Here is a 19,383-nt window from a genome sequence, read left to right on the forward strand (position 1 = left end):
GTAAGGGAGAGGAGTCGCGATGGAGTTCCGGTTCAAGGCAGGCAGGCTTCCCATGCTGGTATCGATGCCGCATGCGGGCACCGACATACCCGACGAGGTGGCGGACACGCTGGCGCCCTGCGCCGCGGCGCGCGCAGACACCGACTGGCATTTGCCGGAGCTGTACGGCTTCCTGGAAGAGATGGGCATCGCGACCATCTCGGCGCGCTGGTCGCGCTACCTGATCGACCTGAACCGCCCACCGGAGAACACCAATCTGTATCCGGGCCTGGACACGACCGGCCTGTGCCCGCTCGACACCTTCGGGCGCGAGCGTCTTTACAGGGAGGGCATGGAGCCCGACGCGGCGGAGGTGCAGCGGCGCCTGGATCGCTATTGGCGGCCCTACCACGAGCAGCTGGGGGCGGAGCTGGAGCGCCTGAAGGCCGAGCATGGCCGCGTGGTGCTGTGGGAAGCGCATTCGATCGCGTCCGTCGTTCCGCGCTTTTTCGAGGGCAAGCTGCCGGACCTGAACTTCGGCACCGCCGAAGGCAAGTCGTGCGACCCGGGACTCGAGGAAGCCATCCTCGGCGTGGCGCGCGCGCAGGAGCGCTACACGATCGCCCTGAACGGCCGCTTCAAGGGCGGCCACATCACCCGCCACTACGGCCAGCCGGCCAGCGGCGTGCACGCGATCCAGCTCGAGAAATGCCAGTGCCTGTACATGAACGAGGCGCCGCCGTTCGAATACCGTTCTGACGTCGCGGCCCAGCTGCAACCGCTGCTGCGCGACATGGTCGGCGCGGCGGTGCACTGGGTGCGTTCATGACGACTGCCCTGTTCGCGCGCCATGCGCTGCTGCCGCAGGGCTGGCGGCGCGACGTATTGTTCGAATGGGATGCGCACGGCGACCTGACCCGGGTGGCGCCCGGCGCCACGGTTTCTTCCGGCACGCGGCAGGCGCAATACGTCCTGCCAGGCATGGTCAACCTGCATTCGCACGCCTTCCAGCGCGCGCTGGGCGGCCTGACCGAAGTCGCGGGCGACGGGCCGGACAGCTTCTGGACCTGGCGCGACCTGATGTACCGCTTCGCGGCCCGCATCACCCCAAGCCAGATCGAGGCCATCGCGGCCCAGCTGTTCGCCGAGTGCCTGCGCCACGGCTATACCTCGCTGTGCGAGTTCCACTACCTGCAGCGCGACGTCGGCGGCGCCGCCTATGCGCGGCCGGCCGAGACGGCCCAGCAACTGGCGGTGGCGGGGCAGGCGACCGGCATGGGCCTGACCCTGCTGCCGGTGCTGTACAGCTATGCCGGTTTCGGTGAAAAACCGCTGGCGCCGGCGCAGGCGCGATTTCGGACGAACGTCGACGAGGTGCTCGGCATCGTCGATGCGCTGGGCCCGCTGCGCAGTGGACAACTGGAAGTCGGCGCAGCGCCGCACTCGCTGCGCGCGGCCACCATCGACCAGATCCGCGAATTGGCGGCTGGCCTGCCGGGCCGTCCGCTGCACATCCACATCGCCGAGCAGCAGGGCGAGGTGGAACAATGCCTGGCGCATGCCGGACGGCGTCCGGTCGAGTACCTGATGGACCACGTCGCGCTCGATGCGCGCTGGTGCCTGGTGCATGCGACCCACCTGAACGAGACGGAAGTCGCGGCGCTGGCAAGAAGCGGCGCCGTGGCCGGCCTGTGCCCGACCACCGAGGCCAACCTGGGCGACGGCCTGTTCCCGCTGGCGCCCTTCATCGAGGCGGGCGGGCGCTTCGGCATCGGCAGCGACAGCCATGTGTCGCAAAGCCCGGTGGAAGAGCTGCGCTGGCTCGAGTACGGGCAGCGCCTGCTGCACCAGAAACGCAACGTGGCGCACACGCCGGCCCAGCGCGATGTGGCCGACTTCCTGTGGCAGGCTGCGCTGCACGGCGGCGCGGCCGCGGCCGGGCGGCGCGTCGGGCGGCTCGAGGCCGGGAGCCGCGCCGACCTGCTGGTGCTGGACGCGGATCATCCAAACCTCGATGACGTCGTTGAGGCTGAGGTGCTCGGACGTGTTGTATTCTGTGGCAACGACAACCTGGTGCGCGACGTGCTGTGCGGCGGCCGCTGGGTGGTCGAGAACGGGCGCCACATGGCGCAGGAGGCGATCGCCGGGCGTTACCGGCAGGCGCTGAAGGAGTTGCGCGCAGTGTCCCAGGAGGTGGCGAAATGACTGTCTTGATTCCCTTTGCAGGCTTGTCCCCGGTGCCGTGGAAGAACGGCGGCGGCAGCACGATCGAGATCGCGATCGGCCCACTGGAGGCCGGCTTCGACGATTTCGACTGGCGCGTCAGCCTGGCGACCATCGCCGAGGACGGCGCGTTCTCGCAGTTCCCCGGCGTGGACCGCACCCTGGCGCTGGTCGACGGCCATGGCCTGACCTTGCAGATCGACGGCGAGCCGACCCTGATCAGCGACGCCGAACCCGTGATCGCCTTCGACGGCGCCTCGGAAGTGCAGGCCCGGCTCAATCGCGGGCCGACCCTGGACTTCAACGTCATGTCGCGCAGCGAACGCTGCTGGCACCAGTTCGGGCGGCGCCGCCTGAGCGGCGACTCCACCTTCGTGGCGCGCGCCGAGGTGACGATCCTGTTCCTGGCCGAGGGCGACAGCCTGCAACTGGCCAGCGACGACGAGCGCATCGGCCTGGTGCGCTACGACGCCGTGATCCTCGACCAGGGCACGGTATGGTCGCTGGAGGCAGGGCAGGCCACGATCTTCATCGTCGACGTCCACTACTATTCCGAGGACGACGACGAGGCGATGTATGACTGAACGCATCGTGGATCTGCTGTTTACCAACGTCCACCTGGCGACGATGGAGGACGGCTACGGCGAACTGCCGGACGCCGCGCTGGCGGTGAAGGATGGCCGCATCGCCTGGATCGGCAAGCGCCTTGACGCCCCGCCGGCAAGCCGGGTGCACGATTGCGGCGGCGCCTGGATGACGCCGGGCCTGGTCGACTGCCATACCCACGTGGTCCACGCCGGCAACCGCAGCAACGAATGGGAAGCGCGCCTGAACGGCGCCACCTATGAAGACATCGCGCGCCAGGGCGGCGGCATCATGTCCACCGTGCGCGCGACCCGTGAAGCAAGTATCGACGAGCTGGTCGCGGCCAGCCTGCCGCGCGTGCGCGCCCTGCTGGCCGAGGGCGTGACCACGCTCGAGATCAAGTCCGGCTACGGCCTCGAACAGGGCGCCGAAGAACGCATGCTGCGCGCCGCGCGCCGCATCGGCGCGCTGCTGCCGGTGCGGGTGGCGACCACCTTCCTCGGCGCCCACGCGCTGCCGCCGGAATTCGCCGGCCGCCAGGACGATTACGTGACCGAAGTGTGCGAACGCATGCTGCCGGCGCTGGCGGAGCAAGGCCTGGTCGACGCAGTCGACGCCTTCTGCGAACGAATCGGGTTTACCCACGCCCAGACCGGGCGCGTGTTCGACGCCGCGCGCAAGCTCGACCTGCCGCTCAAGCTGCACGCCGAGCAGTTGTCGGACCAGGGCGGGGCGGAACTGGTGGCGCGCTACCGGGGCCTGTCGGCCGACCACCTGGAACACCTGAGCCCTCAGGGCATCGCGGCGATGGCGCGCGCGGGCACCGTGGCGGTGCTGCTGCCGGGGGCCTATTATTTTTTGCGCGAGACCGTGATGCCGCCGATCGATGCGCTGCGCGAGGCCGGCGTGCCGATAGCGGTGGCCACCGACTGCAATCCCGGCACCTCGCCGATGACCTCACTGCTGCTGGCGATGAATATGGCGTGCACCCTGTGGCGCCTGACGCCGCAGGAAGCCCTGCTGGGCGCGACCGCCTATGGCGCGCTGGCCCTGGGCCTGCAGGCCGAGATCGGCACCCTGACGGTCGGCAAGCGCGCCGACCTGGCCTTGTGGAAGATCGCCCGTCCCGCCGACCTGGCGTATGCGATCGGTTTCAATCCCTGCCAGGCCGTGGTCAATGGCGGCGTCCTGCGCGCGCCTCATCTTCCTGCCTAGTCCGGCAACACCTGTCCCCTTACCGCAACACCCACAGTCACGGTGGATAAGTGCTTGATCGCCCTCAAGTCCGGCTTTCTTGCCTGATTGATGATGGATCCAACACGCAATGGCGACAAGCGGTTACAGCGGCGGTTACAGCGGTAAGCAAATGTAAGCCTTAATGGATCATTAAGAATGGCCGACTATAGTCATTCATGTGATTCCCATCTCCCCTCCCCATTTGCCAAAATGGGTTTGCCCACGGTGCCAAGGCCCGTGGGTTTTTCTTTGTGCGTCGCTTTATTGCGTGCTTTGGCTGTGCTGCGCAAGCGACAGCAGGCTATCGCCGGTGACGCGGCAAATGCGCCAATCGGGCATGACATCCGCGCCCATGGCCTTGTAAAACTGGATGGCCGGCTCGTTCCAGTCCAGCACAGACCATTCGAAACGTCCGCAACCGCGTTCTACCGCCAGCTGCGCCAGGCGTTGCAGCATCTGCGTGCCGTAGCCCTTGCCGCGGTGTGCCTGCTTCACGTACAGGTCTTCCAGATACAAGCCCTTCTTGGTGAGGAAGGTCGAGAAATTGTGGAAGAACAGGGCGAAGGTGACGACTTCACCGTTTTCTTCGCCGACGATCGCTTCGCACGATGGACGCGCGCCGAACAGGCCTTCGTGCAGCAGCGCTTCGGTGGCGACCACCATGTGTTCGAGTTTTTCAAATACGGCCAGCTCCACGATCATGGCGTGGATGTGGGCGACGTCTTGCGGCTGGGCGGGGCGGATGGAGAAATGGATAGTCATGGCGATTCGATGGCATTGTTCAGGTTAGCGGATTGCACGCTCCTGGCGGCAGGCGCGCGCACGGCCCAGGCGACGCTCGCCAGGCACAGCACCATGCCCAGGAATTCGAGGAGGCCTGGGCGGTAGTCTTCGAGCTGGACCGACAGCAGCACCGACAGCACGGGCGTGACGACGCCGATGTAGACGGCCTTGTTGGCGCCGATGCGGCCGATCAGGGTGAAATAGGCGAAAAAGGCGATGACCGAGCCGAAGATCGACAGGTAGACCAGGCCCGCCCAGTAAGAGGGGCTGTCGGGCAGGGTGAAGGCATTGCCGTTGGCCAGCGACCACACCGCCACCATCGACGCGCCCCACAGCATCGACCAGGCCATCGTCAGCGGCAGGTTGGAAGATTGGTCCTTGACTTTGTTGACCACGATGCTGCCGGCCGAGCTGGCCAGGGTGGCGGCAAGGGCCAGCACCACGCCGGCCAGGAAGTGGCCGTCGCCGCCCGTTTTCAATGCTTGCCAGGCGTCGCCGATCGAGTGCCAGAACAGCAGGGCCACGCCGACGGTGGCGACGGCGCCGCAGGCCCAGGTGCGGCCCTTGACCTCGGTGCCGAAGAAGATGCGGCTCCAGATCGGCGTCCAGAACACCATCAGCGCGAACATCACCGCCACCAGGCCGGACACGATGTGCTGCTCCGATTCATAGGTGCAGATATACGAGATGCCGAAGGTCAGGCCGCCCTGCAGCGCCATCCAGCGATGGGTGCTCCAGGGCAATCGCAGGCTGTCGCGGCGCGCCAGGCAGATGGCGAACAGGGTGGCGGCGGCCAGGAAGAAGCGGTAGGCGACCGACACGGCGGGAGCGGTGTGTCCCAGCTGTAGGGTGATGGCCCAGAAGGTCGAGCCCCAGATCAGCGAGGCGATGATGAAAAGGACGGGAGAAGACATTCGCGGGAGTATAGACCTCCCGCTTTGTTCCTGGAGGCACTTTTTTTAGACGGTGGGACGGTGTGCTGTATCAAAACCGCAACATCACCGCCTGGGCGATCAGTAGGCGAGCCGCATGCGCCGATACAGGAAGCTCAGCACGAACAATGGCCCGATCAGCAGGAAGCGCAAGTCCTCGAAGAACGACGGTTTCTTGCCCTCGATATGGTGGCCGATGAATTGCCCGATCCAGGCCAGCACGAAGACCCCGATCGAGGTCACCAGCACGGTGCCGTCCGGCAGCGCGTTCAGCAGCCCCAGCATCACGGCGCACATCGCCGCCATCCCGAGCGCGAACGGCATCGATAGCCTGGCGTAATAGACCAGCGCGGCGGCCACGACGGCCAGGGCCACGAGCGGGTGAATCGCCCACAGGATGCCCAGCAGGCTGAACACGATGGCGGGGATGCAGACGAAGTGGATCAGTTCGTTGACGGGATTGCGGTGGCTCTCGGCATAGCGGGCCAGCAAGACGTCGATATCGCGCGGCGTAGAGGAAAATTCCATGACGGCGGTCTCCGGTTGTTATGCCGACGATTCTACGCCCGACTTAGTCTCCCTGTCCCGTCTGCCGCGCGCCGGAAGGCAGGGCCGGCACGGGCGCCGCGGTGTCGGCCGGCTGCAGGCGCAGGTTCGGATGGTTCGCGAACAGTTCCGAAATCCATTCGACGAATACGCGCACCTTGGCCGACAAATGGCGGTTGTGCGGATAGACGACGTGCACCGGCAGCGGATCGCAGCGCCATTCCGGCAACAGACGCACCATCTTGCCTGTGGCCAGGTGCTCGTTGAGCAGGTAATCCGTCATATTGATCACGCCCAGCCCCGACAAGCCGGCCTGGATATAGGCGCTCGAATCATTCAGGGCGATTACGCCGGGCAAGGTCATTTCGATCCGCTCGCCGTCGCGGTTATAGTCCCAGTTGGAGATCTTGCCGTTCCTTGCCGAGAAATAGTTCACGCAGCGGTGCCGTTCCAGGTCGCGCGGGTGCATGGGCATGCCATAGCGTTCCACATAGGCGGGAGAGGCACAGGTGACGAAATTGATCACCCCGACGCGGCGCGCGATCAGGTTCGTGTCGACCAGTTCGCCGCCGCGCACGGCGCAATCGACGCCTTCCTCGACCAGGTCGACGGGGCGGTCGGTGGTGCCGAGCTCGAGCGTGATGTCCGGATAGCGCTCGAAGAAGTCGGGCAAGGCCGGAATCAATATCTCGGTTGACAGCCCGGTCGGCGCATCCACCCGCAGCCGTCCGCTGGGACTGAAGCGGTGGCGCGACAGCGATTCCTCGGCGTCGCGCACGTCGGACAGGATGCGTACGCAGCGTTCATAATAGGCGGCGCCGTCCGACGTCACCGACACATGGCGCGTGGTGCGGTGCAAGAGCTTGGAAGCCAGCGAGGTTTCCAGTCCCTGGACGAGGGTCGAAACCGTCGCCTTGGGCAATTGCAGGGTCTCGGCAGCGCGCGTGAAGCTGCCGGCGTCGACCACCTGCACGAAGACTTCCATGGCCTGGAGTTTGTTCATATCCTGTTCTCCGAATCCAGTTTGATGCGATTGTTCAGCAATCCGAACAATTAATTCGGTATTGCCATCTTTATCTGATTGTAGATGAAGACTATTATGTGTGCATCGCAACAATGTATTGACCAGGAAGACGGAGCAGGCCATGAGCCATCGGAACATTCAGAACGGAATCTTTACCACGGTAGCAGTCGCCCTGAGCGGCGTCGCACTGGCGGCACTGCTCTGCACCGATGCCTACTCACGCGCCGCCGGCGCCGAGGCGCGTGGCTTTCATGCGTTGTCCCTCGAAATGCAGATGAGCTGCGTGGGTGATTGCGCCGGCGTCGACGAGCGCATCGTCGAGCTCCAGAAACAGGGGGGCGCCCGATGAGCGCCGTGCTCGAAGCGGCCGAGCGTGCCCTGAAGGTGCGTGAGCTCGAGGTCGGTGGCGCCACCGGCCCGCTGGCCGCTCGGCTGTATGCCGCCGGCCCGGCCGCCAAGCGCGACTTGCTGGTGGTGCATTTCCACGGCGGCGGCTTCGATAGCGGCGACCTGGACGAGTGCGACGACTTCCTGCGCAGCCTGGCGGAGTGCGACCATCTGCCGCTGGTGCTGGCCACCACCTATACGCTGGCGACCGTGAGCCCGTTCCCTGCCGCGGTCGAGGATGCCCACGCGGTGCTGCAGTGGGCCAAGAAGAACAAGACCAAGCTGGGATGGAGCGGCAAGCTCCTGGTAACGTCCGGCATCGAAGCCGGCGCCAACCTGGCGGCGGTGTGCGCGCTGATGTCGCGCGACCGCGGCGGCCCGGCCCTGGCCGGACAGATCCTGGTCATGCCGATGCTCGACCCGGCCCTGTCCACCGGTTCGATGCGTCAGATGACCTATTGTGCCGATCGCGAAAAAGCGGCTACCGTATGTGCGGCCGCCTACCGCGGCTATCTGCCGCATGCGGCCGACCGCTCGCATCCGTATGCGGCGCCGCTGCACTCGAGCCGCCTCAAGAACCTGGCGCCGGCCCTGATCCTGTCGGCAGAGGACGACCCATTGCGCGACGAGGCCGAACAATACGGCGCCAAGTTGATCAACGCCGGCATCTGCACCACCGTGCGGCGCATGGCCGCACCCGACCTGCAGGATCCGAACGGGCGCAACGAGTGCGCCTGCAAGGTGCAGGCAATGCTTGAAATTTCCAGCTTCCTCGCGCGGCTGGAAGGGCGCGGAGGCGCCTGACCAGTCAGCGCCAGTTCACCTGACGCCCGGCCGAGCCGGGCACACAATCGTATCGCAAGACACCGTGCCAGGCGCACCGGTGGGGGCATCGCTGTAACTGCGTCTTTCGCATAATTGGTGGGTAAGTAAGAGTCGGGAAAGCCATCCGGGCGCAATATATTGTGCCAGGGCAGATTGGCAGCATTTTTGTAACCGCGTCTTTCGCATCCTGTCGGGGTGAGTAAGAGTGCATCGAGGGGAGGGTCGCCATGAAACACAACGAGCAGGCACGGGGCCGGCGGTTGCAGGCAGCGCGCGACTGTCCACGGGCCTGAGCCCGGCGCCGCCGGCATGAACTGACCGGCCGCGCTCCATCCAGATACTGAATTTTTTTCCGCGCTGCGGCGCGGAAGGGACTTCTTTTCGCCAGCGTTTCGTTCGACACGACAAGTCGACGACGCCGGACGGGGTTTTATTGTCTTTTCAATCGTGTTTAATAAGAAGGGTTAATCATGAATAACCAACCAGAACTGGGCAAAACAAAGGATCTGTTGCAGGGCAAGCTGCGGACGGTCGTCGCCGCGCTGGCGCTCGCCGGCGTGGTCGGCGCAGGCGTCACCGGCTGTGCGGACGCCAACAGCAACGATGCACCGGCAGCGCCCCCCGCGCCACCGGTGTCCGCCGCCGTGGTCGTGCAAAAACCCGTCCTCGAGACCCAGGAATTCTCGGGCCGTCTGGAAGCGATCGACGTGGTCGAGATCCGTTCGCGCGTCTCGGGCTACATCACCGCCGTCAATTTCAAGCCGGGCGCCGAAGTGAAGAAGGGCGACGTGCTGTTCGTGATCGACCCGCGTCCTTACCAGGCCGAGTCCGACCGCACCCAGGCCGCCGCCGCCGCCGCCCGCGCCCGCGCCGACCTGGCGCGCCTGGAACTGCAGCGCGCCGAGCGCCTGCTGGCCGATAAAGCCATCGCCCAGCGCGAGTTCGACGAACGCGACGCCGGCCAGAAGGAGCTCGACGCCAGCGCCCGCGCCGCCGCCGCCGAACACGAGGCCGCGCGCCTGAACCTGGCCTACACCCGCGTCACCGCCCCGATCGACGGCCGCGTCTCGAAAGCCGAGATCACCCTCGGCAACCTGGTCGACGCCAGCGCGGTGCTGACCTCCGTGGTGTCGCTGGACCGCATCTACGCCAGCTTCGACGGCGACGAGGACACCTATCTGCGCGTGAGCCGCCGCACCCACGCCGGCCAGCCGGTCGACGTGAAGGTCGGCCTGGCCGGCGAAGAAGGCTTCCCGCACGCCGGCAAGCTCGAATTCGTCGACAACCAGCTCGACAGCCGCAGCGGCAGCGTGCGCATGCGCGCCACCCTGGCCAATGCCGACCGCCAGCTGGCCCCAGGCCTGTTCGCGCGCGTGCAGATCGCCGGCGGCGCCCCGAGCCAGCAGATATTGATCGCCGACCGCGCCATCAACACCGACCAGGACCGCAAGTTCGTCTACGTGGTCGACAAGGAAGGCAAGGCCGAATACCGCGCCGTCAAGCTCGGACCGCTGAACGACGGCCTGCGCGTGGTGCGCGAGGGCCTGAAGCCGGGCGAGAAGATCGTCGTCAACGGCCTGCAGCGCGTGCGTCCCGGCGCGCCGATCGCCGCCCAAACCGTGCCGATGGTGGCCCCCGCGGCCGCAGCCCCGGCGGCCAAGGACGCCAAAGTGGCGCTGGCCGACGTCAAGGAGTAATCGAACATGAACTTTTCCAGATTTTTTGTCGACAAGCCGATCTTCGCTGCGGTACTGTCGGTGATCATCTTCGTCGGCGGCCTGATTTCGATCTTCCAGCTGCCGATCTCGGAATACCCGGAAGTGGTGCCGCCCTCGGTGGTGGTGCGCGCCCAGTATCCGGGCGCGAACCCGAAGGTGATCGCCGAAACCGTGGCCACGCCATTGGAAGAACAGATCAACGGCGTCGAGGACATGCTGTACATGTCCTCGCAAAACACCTCGGACGGCGCGCTTGCGCTGACCGTCACCTTCAAGATCGGCACCAACGTCGAGCAGGCCGAAACCGCGGTGCAGAACCGGGTCCAGCGCGCGCTTCCACGTTTGCCGGAAGAGGTGCGCCAGATTGGCGTGACCACGGTGAAATCGTCGCCCAACATCACGATGGTGGTGCACCTGAATTCGCCCAATGGCCAGTACGATGACCTGTACCTGCGCAACTACGCGGTGCTGAACGTCAAGGACCAGCTGGCGCGCATCAATGGCATGGGCGAAGTGCAGCTGTTCGGTTCCGGCGAATACGCGATGCGGGTCTGGCTCGATCCGCAGAAGGTGGCCGCGCGCAACCTGACCGCGGGCGATGTGGTCGAGGCGATCCGCGAACAGAACGTGCAGGTCGCGGCCGGCGTGATCGGCCAGGGTCCGGCCAAGGACGCCGACTTCCAGCTGACCGTCAACACGGTGGGCCGCCTGCAGAGCGTCGAGGAATTCGGCGACATCGTCCTCAAGACCAATGCCGACGGCGGTACCACGCTGCTCAAGGACGTGGCGCGCCTGGAACTCGGTTCCAGCTCGTATGCATTGCGCTCGCTGCTGAACAACAAGTCGGCGGTGGCGATCCCGATCTTCGCCGCCCCTGGCGCCAACGACCTGCAACTATCAAGCGACGTGCGCGCCACGATGGATGAGCTGGCGAAGGATTTCCCGCAGGGAGTCGAGTATTCGATCGTGTATGACCCGACCCAGTTCGTGCGCGAATCGATCGACTCGGTGATCAAGACCCTGCTCGAAGCCGTGGTGCTGGTGGCGCTGGTCGTCATCATCTTCCTGCAGACCTGGCGCGCCTCGGTCATCCCGCTGCTGGCGGTGCCGGTCTCGGTGGTGGGCACCTTCGCCGTGATGCTGGCCTTCGGCTTCTCGATCAACACGCTGTCGCTGTTCGGCCTGGTGCTGGCGATCGGCATCGTGGTCGACGACGCGATCGTGGTGGTGGAAAACGTCGAGCGCAATATCGCGAATGGTCTGACGCCGCATGACGCGACCATCCAGGCGATGAAGGAAGTCAGTGGTCCGATCATTGCGATCGCCCTGGTGCTGTGCGCGGTGTTCGTGCCGATCGCCTTCGTGTCGGGCCTGACCGGCCAGTTCTATCGCCAGTTCGCCCTGACCATCGCGATCTCGACCGTGATCTCGGCCTTCGTGTCGCTGACCCTGGCGCCGGCCTTGTCAAGCGCGATCCTGCAGCCGCACGGCGCGCCGAAGGACCGGTTGACGCGCATGATCGACGCAGTTTTCGGACGCTTCTTCGCCGTGTTCAACCGCTTCTTCGCCCGTTCGTCCGAGAAGTACGAAGGTGGCGTGAAGGGCGTCCTGCGCCGCAAGACCGCCGCCATCGGCGTCTACCTGGCGCTGGCCGTGGCCGCGGTGTTCATGTTCAAGGCAGTGCCGCCGGGCTTCGTGCCGCAGCAGGATAAAGCCTACCTGATCGGCTTCGCCCAGCTGCCGGACGCCGCTTCGCTCGACCGCACCGAAGCCGTGATCCGCCAGATGTCGGCCATCGCCAAGGACATCCCGGGCGTGGAATCGTCGATCGCCTTCCCGGGCCTGTCGATCAATGGCTTCACCAATGCGCCGAATGCCGGCATCGTGTTCACCAGCCTGAAGCCGTTCAGCGAGCGCAAGGGCAAGGACATGAGCGCGGACGCCATCGCGGCCGAGATCAACAAGCGCATGGGCGCCGTCGAAGACGCCTTCGTGCTGGTGCTGTCGCCACCGCCGGTGAACGGCCTGGGCACCACGGGCGGCTTCAAGATGATGATCGAAGACCGCGGCAACGTCGGCTACGACGAGTTGAACAAGGCGGTGCAGGCGCTGCAGGGCCGCGCCTGGCAGACCCCGGAGCTGGCCGGCGTGTTCTCCGGTTTCCAGATCAACGTCCCGCAGCTGTTCGCCGACATCGACCGCGTGAAAGCCAAGCAGCTGGGCGTGCCGCTGTCCGCGATCAACCAGACCCTGCAGGTGAACCTGGGTTCGGTGTACGTGAACGACTTCAACCAGTTCGGCCGTACCTACCAGGTGCGCGTGCAGGCCGACGCCGAGTTCCGTTCGCACCGCGAGCAGATCGACCAGTTGAAGGTGCGCAGCAACAGCGGCGAGATGATCCCGCTGTCGTCGGTGATGCGCGTGAAGGACACCTATGGTCCGGACCGCGTGACGCGCTACAACGGCTATGTCGCGGCCGAGATGAATGGCGGCGCGGCCCCGGGCGTGTCGTCGGGCCAGGCGCAAGCCATCATGGAGAAAATCGCGAAAGAGACGCTGCCGAAGGGCGTGTCGTATGAATGGACGGAGCTGACCTACCAGGACATCCTGTCGGGCAACACCATGATCTATGTGTTCCCGCTGTGCGTGCTGCTGGTGTTCCTGGTGCTGGCCGCCCAGTACGAGAGCTGGACGCTGCCGCTGTCGGTGATCCTGATCGTGCCGATGTCGATCCTGTGCGCGCTGGCCGGCGTCAAGCTGTCGGGTGGCGACAACAATGTGTTCACCCAGATCGCCCTGTTCGTGCTGGTGGGCCTGGCCTCGAAGAACGCGATCCTGATCGTTGAATTCGCCCGCGAACTCGAAGACCATGGCCGCAGCGTGATCGACGCCGCCCTGGAAGCTTCCCGCCTGCGTCTGCGTCCGATCCTGATGACGTCGATCGCCTTCATCGCCGGCGTGGTGCCGCTGGTGTTCTCGAGCGGCGCCGGCGCCGAGATGCGCCACGCGATCGGCATCGCCGTGTTCTGGGGCATGCTGGGCGTGACCTTCTTCGGCCTGTTCCTGACGCCGCTGTTCTACGTGCTGCTGCGCATGCTGGCCAAGCGCTTTGAAAAACCTGCGAAGGCGCCGGCCGTGGCGCATAGCACGGAAGGAGTACATTGAGATGAATAATCCATTCATTCGACGCGGCGTCGCGCCGTTGTTAAGCCCATTACTGGCGGCCTTGCTGCTGACCGCCTGCGCCACCCCGGACTTCGTCCAGCCCAACGTGGCCACCCCGGCCGCCTTCCGCGAATCGCAGGCCCCCAAGGCGGCCGACGTGGAAGTGGCGGGCGTCGACGGCGCGCGCTGGAAGCCGGCGCAGCCGGCCGAAGCCCAGCCGCGCGGCCAGTGGTGGCTGGCCTTCAACGACCCGGCGCTCACCGCGCTGATCGAGGAAGCCGCCGCCAACAACGCCAACCTGTCGGTCGCGGCCAGCCGCGTCAAGCAGGCGCGGGCCATCGCCGGCATCGCCGAAGCCGACCGCATCCCGCAGGTGGGCATCGGCATCGGCGCCCAGCGCGCGCGCCTGTCGCCGCTGGAGTCGAATCTGCCGCAGGGCAGCGATACCGAAGCGCGCACCAGCTACACCGCGCGCCTCTCGGCCAGCTACGAGGTCGACCTGTTCGGCCGCGTGGCGGCCGGCGTGTCGGCGGCGCGCGGCGACGCGGCGACGTCCGAGGCGAACTTCCGCTCGGTGCTGCTGGCGCTGCAGGCCGACGTGGCCCAGACCTATTTCAGGCTGCGCGCGCTGGACGCCGAACTCGTGACGGTCGACGAGACCGTGCGCCTGCGTGAAGAGAGCGTGGGCGTGACCCAGCGCCGCTTCGACCTGGGCGATATCGGCGAATTCGACCTGTCGCGTGCCCGCACCGAGCTGGCGACGGCGCGCGCCGAAGCGATCGGCGTGCGGCGCCAGCGCGCCACCACCGAGCACGCGCTTGCCGTCCTGCTGGGCAAGCCGGCGGCCGACTACGTGGCCGGCCCGAGCCCGCTGCTCGACGCGAACCTGATGCCGGCGATTCCCGCCGGCCTCCCATCGTCGCTGCTGGAGCGTCGTCCCGACATCGTCGCCGCCCAGCGCGCGATGGAAGCGTCCAACGCCCGCATCGGCGTGGCGCGCGGCGCCATGTTCCCGGCGCTGACCATCAGCGCCGACGGCGGCGGCGTCGGTGGCGTGTTCTCGGAAGTCTTCAAATGGAGCAGCCGCTCGTGGGTGGTGGGGGCGCTGGCCTCGATGCCGCTGATCGACGGTGGCCGCAACCGCAACAACGTGCTGCGCAGCGAAGCGGCGCTCGAGGAATCGGTGGGTACCTACCGCCAGAGCGTGCTGGTGGCGTTCGCCGAAGTCGAGGACAACCTGGCCGGCCTGCGCATCCTGGCCGGCCAGTCGGCCCAGATCGACGCCGCCGTGGTGTCGGCGCGCCGTTCGGCCGATCTCGCGCAGAAGCTGTATGACGCGGGCCGTTCCAGCTACCTTGAACTGCTCGACGCGCAGCGCAACCTGGCGACGGTGGAACGCGCCGCGGTGCAGCTGCGCGGCGACCGTGCGCTGACGACCGTGGCGCTGATCCGGTCGCTGGGCGGCGGCTGGGATGCCCCGCAGGCAGAAGCGGCGACCCTGGTACAGCGTTGATCTGACTACCCCCTGGCAAAGTTGTTTGCCCTTTGCGGCGGTGCGTGAAAGCGTACCGCCGCTTTTTTTTGCGTGATGTAGCAAAACTACATATTTCACCCATATTCAATTGACACGCTGATGGTCGCGGCAGAGACTCATCCCGTCGAACTCATCGGTGGTGTAGATTCTTGGAGGAAAAAGGTAGTTTTTCTACCTGGCTGGACGCTGCCGGTGAGCGCGACAAGATCCTGATGTTTGAAAAAACCCATTCAAACCGCAAAAAAATCGGAGGAGACGCAATCATGAAGAAGAGCATCATCGGCATGCTGGCCGCGAGCGCCATGGCCGTCTGCGCCGGCGCCGGCGCCGCCACCCCGCCGGCCCAGTCCGGCAACAGCCAGGCCGTCCTGCTGCAGGGCTTCCACTGGAATTCGTCGGGCTACCGCAGCCCGAACTGGTACAACATCCTGCTGGGCAATGTGGGGGACCTGAAAACGATGGGATTCACCCACGTCTGGTTCCCGCCGCCATCGGATTCCGCCGCGTCCCAGGGCTATCTGCCGCGCCAGCTCAACGTGCTCAGTTCGAGCTATGGCAGCTCGGCCGAGCTGACCAACGTCGTGCGCGCCTTCACCAACAACGGCATCAAGGCGGTGGCGGATATCGTGGTCAATCACCGTGTCGGCACCACCAACTGGTCGGACTTCACCAATCCCAACTGGACACTGCACACGATCGTCAACAACGACGAATGCAACTGCGGCCTGGGCAATCCCGACACCGCCCTCGGCTTCGACGGCGGCCGCGACCTGGATCACCGCAACGTGGGCGAAGTCCAGAACGGCATCGTCACCTGGTTGAACCACACGCTGAAGCCGGTGGGCTTCAGCGGCATGCGGATCGACTACGTGCGCGGCTTCAGCCCGAGTTATGCCGGCCAGTACGCCAACGCCTTCGGCGCCGAATTCTGCGTCGGCGAGCTGTGGAACGATATGAACCTGAACGATATCGACGCCCACCGCCAGGAAATCATGAACTGGATTAACGGCACGGGTAACAGCTGCGGCGCCTTCGATTTCACCACCAAGGGCCTGCTCAACGATGCGCTCGCGAACGGTAACTACTGGCGCCTGCGTGACGCATCCGGCAAGCCGCAAGGGGCGCTGGGCTGGTGGCCGGCGATGTCGGTGACCTTCGTGGACAACCACGACACCGGTCCGTCCGAAAGCTGCGGCAATGGCCAGAACTACTGGTCGGTGCCGTGCGGTTCGGTGATGGAAGGGTATGCCTATGTGCTGAGCCATCCGGGCATCCCGACCGTGTACTACCCCCACATCTATAACTGGAACCTGAAGACGCCGATTTCGGCGCTGATGGCGGCGCGGCGTACGGCGGGCGTGCATTCGACCTCGCCGGTGGCGATCCAGCAGGCGACCCAGGGCCTGTATGCGGCGATCATCAACGGCAACACGCGCCAGCTGGCGATGAAGATCGGGCCGAACAGCTGGAGCCCGGCGGGCAGTGGATGGGTGCTGCAGACGTCGGGGAATCATTACGCGGTCTGGATCAAATAAGACCGCTTGTCGTCACCGGCTGCCGTCTGTGGCAGTCGGATTTGCGTGCTCGATGCGATCGAACGCTATCCGTAGAAGCCAACTTCCCGCCGGTGTCGGATGGCGAGAATCAGGATGACATCCTGTTCCACTTCATAGCTGTAGAGAGCGATGTATCCGGTTTTCGCCTGCGAGATGATGAGTTCACGTAAATCATGCTCTGCGAGACGGCCGATGAGCGGGTGCCGAACGAGTACCGTGACGGCCTCGTCAATCAAATCGAGTGCTTCGAGTTGCGCGTCCATGCCCTCCGGTGCGAGAAAGTCGCTGATACGTTCGAGGTCGGCCAGCGCACGACTGGAATAGCTTATTCTCGCCATGGTTTCTTGGCGGGCCTTTCAATCTGGCCGTTCTGGAGACGCTGGCGCAGATACGCTCGAACGTCCTCGGCCGCATGCCCATTTCCATGCTCCAGCATTTCCGTCCTTGCTTCTCGCGCCTGCGTAACGAAGGCTGCGCGTTGCTCGACAGCATAGGCGGCCTGGCGGATCGCGTCCACCATGAATGCGTGGGGACTGATGCCTAGTTCCCGCGCAGCGTTGACTGCGCGTAGCTTGAGCTCATCGGGAAGCTTGAGTGATGTGGTCGACATAGTCTGCGTTATCTAAAGTGGTGCTACTAAGGTAGCACCTTCCGACGGAGTTTCAAGCTGGCGCGCGGGCCGGCCGCTACAATGCAGTCATGCAGAACGCAACTGTTCCCATTCTCACCGGCTTGGCGCCGGTTCTCGACGCAAGCGTGCGCATCCTTGTCTTGGGCAGCTTTCCGGGTGCGGCCTCGCTAGCTGCGGGCCAGTACTATGCCCATCCGCTTATGCGTGACGAGGTTTGTTCACTGTGTATGTAAAACGGGTCTAGAACCAACATGGAGTGAGGCTTTAACTCATTTACACAGTTAGAATCTGGAGACGAAGTGTTCATTTCGCACTTTGCTCCATCTAACTTACTACAAGCGAAGTCGTCCCTATGCTAGTTGGCTTGCCTCCCGTTCTTGATCTGCAAACACGTATTGTTATCCTTGGAAGTTTTCCTGGTGAGGCGTCCCTTTCGGCAAAGCGATACTATGCCCATCCTAGGAATCAGTTCTGGCGGCTTATGTCTGCAGTGACGAATGAACCTCTCGCAGATATGGATTACGAAGAGCGATTGGCTCGCTTGCTTGCTCACCGGATCGGCTTGTGGGACACCATCGCTGCTTGCGAACGTGAAGGAAGCTTGGACGCTGCCATTCGTCAGGCACAGGCCAACGAATTTGGCGTTTTGCTACGGCACAGCCCACATCTTTTCCGCGTCTGCTTCAACGGTAAGACCTCCGGCAAATCCGAACAACGCTTTTGCATGGCAGGGTTCGAAACCCTCGTATTGCCCTCATCATCGCCAGCGTACGCTCATATGTCTTTCGAAGATAAACTGGCTGTCTGGAAGAAGATCGTAGACTCATAGCGGTAGCAGCGGGGGCGGTTCTCGGAGGACTATCCTCGCACCGGACGACGGCGCGACTCGCACTGCAGGATACTGCCCGCCTTGAGACGCTGCGTTCCGCCTCTGTTCGCCTCGCGCGTAGTTCGTAGCTTTACTAACGACGAGATCGCAATACAATAAGTGAACGTCACCTAAGGGTAGAGGCGGCAACGCATGCTGGTTCCTGAAACGTCAATCTCGGCTTTCTTGATAAATTGAACCATTACCCAGGCCTATATGTGTACATGCCCTGCTGCTGCAGACCGAGATATCTGGGAGCTTAGGTGCACTAGTTATCGGAAGATTAACTCCATTTTCGCTTTAGTAGTGAAACAGTAATATTATAAGTCCCATCATTTACGTTAGGCCATCCAATCGTACCGAATAAAAATGAAGAATCACTTGCCTGACCAGTTCCAATTTAGTCACCAATACTGCTTCTTTTTGCACGATCAGTTGGTAAGCCTCTTAAAGGGGGGCGAAGCGGCGGATATTTTTTCGCATGAATGGAAGGTTGTGGAAGGGGAAGCTCACCCTCCTTTGAACTTATCAGGGGAGGAACTATTTCAATGGTTGGAGAGAAACAACAAGAAGGACGTGGTTTTTTCCCTCTACTACAAACAAATTTGCGCCGCGCTAGTTTCGGACATGCTGAACTTTGTCTACGAGGCACTATCTTGCTCTGCAAAAGGAAAGCTGACCGTCGCTTTTGCACTACTTCGAAAGCCACTCAAGGAAAATCTGTTTTTTCTGGAATGGTTATTGGCGAGGCCTAGTGAAATGTTGGCTGCGTTTGATGGTGATTATGAGCATAAGTCGATCAACAAGCGATTTTCTGATTCTGAGAAAAAGCAAATAATTAAAGAGGCAGCGGAGAATTCTCATGCAGGTGAATGGCTTCCGGCTGAGCTGATTTACGACGTCAGATACAATAAGAACTTCTCGATAGGGTTCGAGGCATTATTTCAAAAGGCAAATCATCTAGTAACGTCATTTCGATTTCTTGAGACCGAGCGAGCAAACTTAAATTTCGTTTTCTCTGATGAGGATGCATGGCAGTCACAGTGGGAGGGGTTATATTCTTTTCTGCCAATCATGCTTTTCCACACAGTTCAGATTGTGAAGTCGATTATAGGAAATTTTTCTCGATTTACTGAGCAGCGAGATTTGGATCCGGTTCGCGCGCTTATTGGTCTTGCACTTTGGTTCCAACACCGACCTACGCCAATTGAGGCCCGACCAATTTTAGAATCAATAGCGGAGGCATTATTGGAGATCACATGCCCACAATGCGGGGGCGCATTAGATGCAAGTCACGCCGCGCTTGAAAGAATTTATATTGATAACGTGTTGTCTTGTAAAGAATGCACATGGTCCCATAGACCATATTAACTAAAATCCCGTAGGCCGCG

General features: G+C 63.5%; 18 protein-coding genes. 12 read left to right on the forward strand and 6 right to left on the reverse strand.

Annotation, left to right across the window (positions count from 1 at the left end; translation table 11 throughout):
• The first annotated feature begins 19 nt into the window (after positions 1 to 19).
• The 4 genes from hutG to hutI are packed head-to-tail and all read left to right on the forward strand — an operon-like array spanning position 20 to position 4,002.
• Positions 20 to 808 (forward strand): N-formylglutamate deformylase, encoded by a 789-nt coding sequence (gene hutG / locus DIR46_RS16475; protein WP_109346190.1) that lies wholly within the window; start codon positions 20 to 22, stop codon positions 806 to 808.
• A complete protein-coding gene (locus tag DIR46_RS16480; RefSeq protein WP_109346191.1) occupies positions 805 to 2,184 on the forward strand; it encodes a formimidoylglutamate deiminase in 1,380 nt (459 codons plus the stop codon). The genes hutG and DIR46_RS16480 overlap by 4 nt, the downstream gene beginning before the upstream one ends.
• The gene (locus DIR46_RS16485) at positions 2,181 to 2,786 is read left to right on the forward strand and encodes a HutD/Ves family protein (protein ID WP_109346192.1); all 606 of its coding nucleotides are present in this window, start codon (positions 2,181 to 2,183) and stop codon (positions 2,784 to 2,786) included. Before DIR46_RS16480 ends, DIR46_RS16485 begins: the two co-directional genes overlap by 4 nt.
• Positions 2,779 to 4,002, forward strand: a complete 1,224-nt coding sequence (gene hutI, locus DIR46_RS16490) for an imidazolonepropionase (protein ID WP_109346193.1) — start codon at positions 2,779 to 2,781, stop codon at positions 4,000 to 4,002. The genes DIR46_RS16485 and hutI overlap by 8 nt, the downstream gene beginning before the upstream one ends.
• 282 nt (positions 4,003 to 4,284) lie before the next feature.
• On the opposite strand, the gene DIR46_RS16495 is transcribed toward hutI, so the two are convergent.
• The 4 genes from DIR46_RS16495 to DIR46_RS16510 form a co-directional block, all read right to left on the reverse strand.
• Entirely contained in the window at positions 4,285 to 4,785 is a 501-nt protein-coding gene (locus DIR46_RS16495) for a GNAT family N-acetyltransferase (RefSeq protein WP_109346194.1), read from the reverse strand.
• Entirely contained in the window at positions 4,782 to 5,720 is a 939-nt protein-coding gene (locus tag DIR46_RS16500; protein WP_109346195.1) for a DMT family transporter, read from the reverse strand. The genes DIR46_RS16495 and DIR46_RS16500 overlap by 4 nt, the downstream gene beginning before the upstream one ends.
• A 99-nt stretch (positions 5,721 to 5,819) precedes the next feature.
• Positions 5,820 to 6,266, reverse strand: a complete 447-nt coding sequence (locus DIR46_RS16505) for an Mpo1 family 2-hydroxy fatty acid dioxygenase (protein ID WP_109346196.1) — start codon at positions 6,264 to 6,266, stop codon at positions 5,820 to 5,822.
• 43 nt (positions 6,267 to 6,309) lie between these two features.
• On the reverse strand, positions 6,310 to 7,287 hold the full coding sequence (locus tag DIR46_RS16510; protein ID WP_109346197.1) for a LysR family transcriptional regulator: 978 nt from the start codon (positions 7,285 to 7,287) through the stop codon (positions 6,310 to 6,312).
• Positions 7,288 to 7,429: 142 nt separating this feature from the next.
• Between DIR46_RS16510 and DIR46_RS16515 the strand changes: the two genes are divergently transcribed.
• From DIR46_RS16515 to DIR46_RS16540, 6 genes are all read left to right on the forward strand, one after another.
• On the forward strand, positions 7,430 to 7,657 hold the full coding sequence (locus tag DIR46_RS16515; protein WP_109348049.1) for a hypothetical protein: 228 nt from the start codon (positions 7,430 to 7,432) through the stop codon (positions 7,655 to 7,657).
• On the forward strand, positions 7,654 to 8,499 hold the full coding sequence (locus DIR46_RS16520) for an alpha/beta hydrolase (RefSeq protein WP_109346198.1): 846 nt from the start codon (positions 7,654 to 7,656) through the stop codon (positions 8,497 to 8,499). The genes DIR46_RS16515 and DIR46_RS16520 overlap by 4 nt, the downstream gene beginning before the upstream one ends.
• A gap of 491 nt (positions 8,500 to 8,990) precedes the next feature.
• Entirely contained in the window at positions 8,991 to 10,217 is a 1,227-nt protein-coding gene (locus DIR46_RS16525; RefSeq protein WP_109346199.1) for an efflux RND transporter periplasmic adaptor subunit, read from the forward strand.
• Between the two features lie 6 nt (positions 10,218 to 10,223).
• Positions 10,224 to 13,403, forward strand: coding sequence for an efflux RND transporter permease subunit (locus DIR46_RS16530; RefSeq protein ID WP_109346200.1), 3,180 nt, complete (start codon positions 10,224 to 10,226; stop codon positions 13,401 to 13,403).
• A gap of 1 nt (position 13,404) precedes the next feature.
• The gene (locus tag DIR46_RS16535; protein WP_109346201.1) at positions 13,405 to 14,916 is read left to right on the forward strand and encodes an efflux transporter outer membrane subunit; all 1,512 of its coding nucleotides are present in this window, start codon (positions 13,405 to 13,407) and stop codon (positions 14,914 to 14,916) included.
• A gap of 284 nt (positions 14,917 to 15,200) precedes the next feature.
• The gene (locus tag DIR46_RS16540; RefSeq protein WP_109346202.1) at positions 15,201 to 16,472 is read left to right on the forward strand and encodes an alpha-amylase C-terminal beta-sheet domain-containing protein; all 1,272 of its coding nucleotides are present in this window, start codon (positions 15,201 to 15,203) and stop codon (positions 16,470 to 16,472) included.
• Between the two features lie 65 nt (positions 16,473 to 16,537).
• Here the strand turns inward: DIR46_RS16540 and DIR46_RS16545 are convergent, their stop codons facing one another.
• Both DIR46_RS16545 and DIR46_RS16550 read right to left on the reverse strand, forming a co-directional pair.
• Complete coding sequence (locus DIR46_RS16545; RefSeq protein WP_109346203.1) at positions 16,538 to 16,831, reverse strand: type II toxin-antitoxin system RelE/ParE family toxin; 294 nt, start codon at positions 16,829 to 16,831, stop codon at positions 16,538 to 16,540.
• Positions 16,819 to 17,103, reverse strand: coding sequence for a YlcI/YnfO family protein (locus DIR46_RS16550; protein ID WP_109346204.1), 285 nt, complete (start codon positions 17,101 to 17,103; stop codon positions 16,819 to 16,821). The genes DIR46_RS16545 and DIR46_RS16550 overlap by 13 nt, the downstream gene beginning before the upstream one ends.
• Positions 17,104 to 17,476: 373 nt before the next feature.
• Between DIR46_RS16550 and DIR46_RS16560 the strand changes: the two genes are divergently transcribed.
• Both DIR46_RS16560 and DIR46_RS26635 read left to right on the forward strand, forming a co-directional pair.
• On the forward strand, positions 17,477 to 17,953 hold the full coding sequence (locus tag DIR46_RS16560) for a DNA-deoxyinosine glycosylase (protein WP_109346206.1): 477 nt from the start codon (positions 17,477 to 17,479) through the stop codon (positions 17,951 to 17,953).
• Between the two features lie 420 nt (positions 17,954 to 18,373).
• Positions 18,374 to 19,363, forward strand: a complete 990-nt coding sequence (locus DIR46_RS26635; RefSeq protein ID WP_162819530.1) for a hypothetical protein — start codon at positions 18,374 to 18,376, stop codon at positions 19,361 to 19,363.
• Positions 19,364 to 19,383: the final 20 nt, after the last annotated feature.

This window comes from Massilia oculi (genome assembly GCF_003143515.1).
Lineage (GTDB): Bacteria > Pseudomonadota > Gammaproteobacteria > Burkholderiales > Burkholderiaceae_D > Telluria > Telluria oculi.